Genomic DNA, 6,673 nt, shown 5'->3' with positions numbered 1-6,673 from the left:
GCGTTTGGACCAACCATGCTGGTCTTAATTCTGTCAATTCTCAATACCTGGTTCAACGAGGCTTTCACTTGGCGGATGGTGCTGTTACTCGTATTGATTCTGGTTACTTTATGGCTGTCTCGAAGTGTTCTATACCGAGACCGGATGGCAAATTCCTGGGGCATAATGCTCTTTAATGGGTCTATTTTTGTTGTGACCTTCGTCATATACACCTTGATTGGGATTGCTGCCAATAAAAAAACACCGCTTCACTTTGATAAGACTTATCTGTTTCCTTCAGCTGCCGCTTGGTTAACCGGTTTTATCGGGCTGTTAGTCGCACTGCTGGTTCTTGTTGGCATCAATGCATACCTGACAGCCGGACAGCCATCATGGCTCCTGAAGCGTTTTGATGCCGACCGGGTCAAGGCGGTGATCGAAAAATTTGGCGGCAACGAAAATAGTCACTTAGCTTTCCTACGAGATAAACGGATTTACTTTTATCAAGAAGATGGCCAAGATGTTGTCTTCTTCATGTATCGCCGAATTTCCGACAAATTATTAATTATGGGAGAACCGATTGGAGACCCCGAAAAATTCCCGGCTGCAATCGATGACTTTGTTGCCAAGGCGGATCAGTCAGACCTCAAGCTTGTCTTCTATGAAATTAATCAGGAATTGACCATGAGCCTGCATGAGAGCGGGTTTGATTTCATCAAAACAGGTGAGGATGGACTTGTTGATTTGGATAGCTTTACTTTGAGCGGCAAACGCCACCGTGGTGAGCGTGCCTTGATGCATAAGTTTGATCGCGAAGGTTATCAGTTTGAAATTCTTCAGCCACCATTCACTGACAGCTTGATGACGACTTTAAAGCAAATTTCGGATGAGTGGCTGGACCAGAAGGCTGAAAAGGGTTTTTCCCTCGGATTCTTTGACCGCTATTACCTCGAGCAAGCACCAATTGCCGTCATGAGAGATAAGGCAGGCAAAATTGTCGCTTTTGCCAATGTGATGCCTGATGGTAACAAGACGACCACCTCGATTGATTTGATGCGCTCATCCTCAGAGGCCCCGTCCGGGATTATGGATGGGATTTTGATTAACCTGTATCAAGACGCCCATGAAAAGGGGTATCAATATTTCGATTTGGGAATGTCTCCTTTTTCAAATGTTGGGACGTCGCGATTCAGTTTTACCCAGGAACGGATCGTCCATTTAATTTATCAGTATGGGTATCGCCTGTATAGTTTTGAAGGGCTGCGATCCTACAAAGATAAGTACGTTGACAACTGGGAATCAAAATATATTGCTTATTATCGTCACAGTGCCCTTGTTTTTGCTGTTCTACAAATTCTCTTGGTCGTTAATCAGCCGCGTAATAAAAAGCCTGATAAGCTATCGAGAACCCTGCGATATTTTGTGGATATTGACGAGACTGAATAATCATTGAAATCACGGCGTGCTTATTTGCATTGTGAATGAGCCAATCAGCCCCCGGATGACAATTTAGCCCAGTTAGAAATTGATTCATGTCAATTTTTAGCCGGGCTTTTTGCGTGCACAGACTTTAGGTTAATCATTTGACACGGACCAAGCACATTCCAGTGAGAAATATGAAGTGAATTTGATAATGAAAAAAGTTTACTGAAGTTTACTTCAGCGAACCCCGTCGTTATGGGAATCCCTTGAAGCGCTTACATATCAAGCAACTAAAATTCACGAAAAGTTAAAACTAGATATTCACATCACGCCCTGCAAGGGATATAATCATGAGTGGAGCGATGGAAATTTGTGAAGACACGGTTGACAACGCTCTCAAAATGCGTTAAATTTTGAGTAAGTAAAGTTTACTAAAATAAATGTAGAGGGATGAAATTTATGATTTCGGAAGATGTACAAAAAGAATTTAATGACAAATTTGGTTATGACTCAAGTCGTGTATTTTTCTCACCAGGACGGATTAATTTAATTGGTGAATATACCGACTTCAATGGTGGTCACGTTTTTCCATGTGCCATCAGTATGGGGATTTACGCTGCTTACGGTGAACGGCAGGATAACACGATTCGTATGTTCTCTGGCAACGTACCCGATGCAGGGATTGTTGAATTTTCATTGGATGATTTGGCCTACAACAAAGCTCATGGTTGGACCAACTATCCAAAGGGAATGATGGTCCAAATCATTGAACATGGTTATCAAATCGGTCATGGTTTTGACTTGGCAGTTTACGGTAATCTGCCAGATGCTGCCGGCTTGTCATCATCAGCTGCCATCGAATTATTAACCGGAGAAATTGTCAACGACGTCTTCTCCCTTGGCATCAGTGAACTTGACCTGGTTAAATATGGCCAATTGGTTGAAAATAAATACATTGGTGTGAACTCAGGGATTATGGATCAGTTTGCGATTGGGATGGGTAAGAAGGATCAAGCCGTTTTACTTGATACCAACACCCTGGAATACGATTACGTGCCCGTTAAATTAGGGGATCGTGTGATTGTGATCATGAATACCAAGAAACATCGTGAACTCCAAGATTCCAAATACAACGAACGTCGGGCACAATGCGAGGAGGCTTTGAAACGTCTTCAAGCTGATTTGCCAATCAAGTCACTTGGCGACTTATCCGAGAGTGAATTCGACGAAAATAGTTATTTGATTAATGACGACGTCTTGATTCGCCGTGCACGTCATGCGGTCTTTGAAAATCAACGAACTTTGCAAGCCAAAGACGCCTTGGTTAATAACGACTTGAAGACCTTTGGAAAATTAATTAACGCTTCCCACGTTTCATTACACTATGATTTTGAAGTAACTGGTAAGGAATTGGATACTTTGGCAGAAACTGCATGGAAGCAACCAGGTGTGATCGGCGCCCGAATGACCGGTGCCGGATTTGGTGGTTGTGCAATTGCGATTGTTGACCGCGACAAGGTAGACGCATTTACTGAAAATGTTGGCAAGGTTTATGAGAAAGAGATCGGCCATCCAGCAGAATTCTACATTGCAGAAATTTCTGATGGCCCTAAAGAGATTAAGTAACGGATTGATTAGAAGGAGGATATTTAAATGGCAATTTTAGTACTAGGTGGAGCAGGGTACATCGGCTCGCATACGGTTGATCGTTTAATTGAAAACGGATATGACGTTGCCGTCGTCGACAATTTGGTAACCGGACACAGAGCTGCTGTTAACAGTCAGGCCCGTTTTTATGAAGGAGACGTTCGTGACAAGCAGTTTATGAACGATGTCTTTGACAAAGAAAACATCGACGGTGTCATTCACTTCGCTGCATTCTCAGTTGTTCCAGAATCAATGGAAAAGCCATTAAAGTACTTTGATAACAATACCGGTGGGATGATCAGTCTTCTTGAAGTCATGCATGACCACGATGTTAAGAAGATTGTCTTCTCATCAACCGCTGCAACTTACGGCGAACCAAAACAAATTCCAATTAAGGAAACCGATCCTCAGGTCCCAACCAATCCATACGGTGAAAGTAAATTGGCGATGGAAAAGATTATGCACTGGAGTGACGTGGCCTACGGAATCAAATTCGTTGCCCTGCGTTACTTCAACGTTGCCGGTGCCAAATCGGATGGTTCAATTGGTGAAGACCATCATCCAGAAACCCACTTGGTTCCAATCATTTTGCAGGTTGCTGCCGGTGAACGTGATGAATTAACCATTTTCGGTGACGATTACGACACCCCGGATGGCACCAATGTGCGGGACTATGTTCACGTTGTTGATTTAGCCGATGCGCACATTTTGGCATTGAAATATCTTCAAGCTGGAAATGACAGTGATGCCTTTAACTTGGGCTCATCAACCGGATTTTCCAATAAGCAAATGCTTGATGCTGCGCGGGATGTCACTGGTAAGCCGATTCCGGCAAAAATGGGCCCACGGCGTGCCGGTGATCCAAGTACGTTGATTGCGGCCAGCGATAAGGCACGCAAGGTCCTTGGCTGGAAACCACAGTTTGACGATGTCCACGAAATCATTAAGACCGCTTGGAACTGGAAGCAGACCCATCCAAAGGGTTATGACGATCGGAAAGGAAACCAGTAATCATGAGCCAATCAGCAGTTGAAAAATTTGTCGATTTAATTATTCAATCTGATTCACCATATTCAGATGTTGACCGGATTTATGTAACCAACCTGATTTTCCGACTCATTGGTGATGGGTTTGGTGAGCCAACCAAGCAAACAGCCGCCGTTGACTTGGCCAATGAACTGGTTGATCTGGCCATTGCGCACGGTAAAATTGAAGATTCAATTACCAACCGTGAAATTTTGGAAGACCAACTGATGGATTTAATCACGCCAATTCCATCGACGTTGAATCATCTGTTTTGGAATCTATATCAACAATCTCCTGATAAAGCAACTGACTACTTTTACCGCATGAGTCAGGAAAATGATTATATCAAGACACGGGCAATCGCTAAAAATATTTCATATGAGACAAAGACCGATTATGGTAATTTGGAAATTACGATTAATCTCTCGAAGCCTGAAAAGGATCCCAAGGCGATTGCAGCCGCCGGAAGAGCAAAGTCAACAAGTTATCCGGTTGGGCCATTAGCCATCGAAAATGAGGGCTATTTAGGCCGATTAGGCTATCCTGCACGGAGTAATCACCGGGTAATTCGTATGATGATCAACGGTGAGCCTTGGGGATTTCAATATTCGCCATATGCCTATTTTGGCGAACACGCAATTTTCTTGAATCAAAAACATGTCCCAATGTCAATTGATCAACGAACCTTCGAGAATTTGATTGATATTATCAAACAGTTCCCGCACTACTTTGTCGGCAGTAATGCCGATTTGCCAATCGTTGGCGGATCATTGCTTGCCCAGGATCATTATCAGGGTGGGCGGCATACATTCCCAATGATGAAGGCCAAAATTGATCGTTCCGTTGATCTGGGCGTTGACGGACTGGAAGCCGGAATTGTTAAGTGGCCGATGGCAACGATCCGGTTGCTGAGTAAGGATGCCAACAAGGTCATTAATACCGCCACAAAGATTGCTGACACGTGGTTGAACTATTCTGATGAATCAGTCGATATTCGTGCATATACGGATGGTACCCGGCATCACACGGTCACACCGATTGCCAGAATGAATGGGGATCGTTTTGAAATGGATGTCGTCTTACGGGATAATCAAACGTCAGACAAATATCCTGATGGGATCTTCCATCCACATCAAGATGTCCAACATATTAAAAAAGAAAATATTGGCCTCATCGAGGTGATGGGCCGCGCAATTTTGCCAGCTCGTTTAAAGACTGAAATGAAGGAAGTTCAAAAGTATGTTCTCGGCGAGGATAATCAAATTGCTGACTACCACAAACCATGGGCAGACGAATTAAAGCAGCGGGACCACTTCACAAAGGATAATGTTGAAACCGTCATTGACGAAGAAGTCGGTAAGGTGTTTGGCAGAGTCCTTGAGGATGCCGGTGTTTATAAATGGGATGATAAAGGGCAGGCCGCCTTTGATCGATTCATTGAACAATTGAAGTAGGATTCATTTAAAGAGGGGCGCAACATTATTTGTTGTCGGCTTCTCTTTTTTGGTAGAATGGAAGCGTAATCAATTTCGTTAAAAAATACTTCTCGGAGGTCAACTATGAAATTTATTGTGTACAATGTCAGGGATGATGAAATTCCATTTGTTCAAAAATGGGGAAAGGATCATGGCGTTGAAGTCGCTTACACGACAACCACTTTGAATCAGGAAACGGTTGAAGAGGCGAATGGATTTGACGGTATTTCATGTCTTCAAACGATTCCGTATTCGCAAGAATTATTTGAGTCGATGAAGTCAATGGGGATTAAGTACCTGTCACTTCGAAATGTCGGTGTCGATAACATTGATTTGGCTGCCGCAAAGGAAAATGATGTTCAAATTACCAACGTTCCGGCGTATAGTCCCCAAAGTATTGCCGAGTTTGCGGTTATGATGGCCCTTTACCTTTCCAGAAAAGTTGGCTATATGCAAAAGCAACTCGATCAAAATCATCAATTTCACTTCTCCCCTTATTTTATGGGCCGTTTAATGAGCGAACAAACCGTGGGGATTATTGGAACCGGCCGAATTGGCCAAGAAGCGATCAAATTGTTCAAAGGCCTGGGGTCAAAGGTAATTGCCTATGACAAGTATCCTCAAAAAACAACCAACGGACAATTTGTATATGTCAATGATATTGAAGAATTGTTGACCCAAAGTGATATTATCAGTATTCACATGCCCGCCACTGAGGATAATTACCATCAGTTCAATCACGAAGTCTTTGAGAAGATGAAAGATACGGCGCTCTTAATTAATACCGCCCGGGGGTCGATTGTTAAGACGGACGATTTATTGTTTGCCTTGCAAAGTGGTGAAATTGCCGGTGCCGGAATTGACACCATTGAAAATGAATCGGCCGATTTGCAGGATTCACGGTCAACCAAGCAGGTAACGGATCCGGATGTGATTAAACTCTCGATGATGCCCAATGTTTTGATTACGCCACATTCTGCCTTCCACACCAGTGAAGCAGTTCGAAATATGATTGATATTTCGTTGAGCAATTTAGTCTCGTTAAACAATAGTGACAAGCCAAAAGACCTGGTTGATTAAACTATTGCAAAATACAACTAAAAAGGCTGCCAACCAATCCGATT

General features: G+C 43.2%; 5 protein-coding genes. All 5 read left to right on the top strand.

The annotated features are described in order from the left end of the window. Positions 1-1,425: phosphatidylglycerol lysyltransferase domain-containing protein (locus AB3112_RS06880; protein ID WP_367334167.1), on the top strand; the 1,425-nt coding region annotated here is incomplete at its 5' end. 435 nt (positions 1,426-1,860) lie between these two features. Further along, positions 1,861-3,027 carry a galactokinase gene (locus AB3112_RS06875; RefSeq protein ID WP_171031873.1) on the top strand — a complete coding sequence of 389 codons (1,167 nt, stop codon included), beginning with the start codon at positions 1,861-1,863 and terminating at the stop codon, positions 3,025-3,027. Positions 3,028-3,054: 27 nt separating this feature from the next. Beyond that, complete coding sequence (galE, locus tag AB3112_RS06870) at positions 3,055-4,059, top strand: UDP-glucose 4-epimerase GalE (protein ID WP_084975047.1); 1,005 nt, start codon at positions 3,055-3,057, stop codon at positions 4,057-4,059. Between the two features lie 2 nt (positions 4,060-4,061). Further along, a complete protein-coding gene (locus AB3112_RS06865) occupies positions 4,062-5,528 on the top strand; it encodes a UDP-glucose--hexose-1-phosphate uridylyltransferase (protein WP_084975049.1) in 1,467 nt (488 codons plus the stop codon). Positions 5,529-5,633: 105 nt separating this feature from the next. Beyond that, positions 5,634-6,629: a D-2-hydroxyacid dehydrogenase gene (locus tag AB3112_RS06860; RefSeq protein WP_084975051.1), complete on the top strand. Its 996-nt coding sequence runs from the start codon at positions 5,634-5,636 to the stop codon at positions 6,627-6,629. The last annotated feature ends 44 nt before the right edge of the window (positions 6,630-6,673 follow it).

It is taken from the genome of Lentilactobacillus sp., assembly GCF_040773105.1.
Taxonomy (GTDB): domain Bacteria; phylum Bacillota; class Bacilli; order Lactobacillales; family Lactobacillaceae; genus Lentilactobacillus; species Lentilactobacillus parabuchneri.
This window is presented reverse-complemented; position numbering and strand designations above follow the sequence as displayed.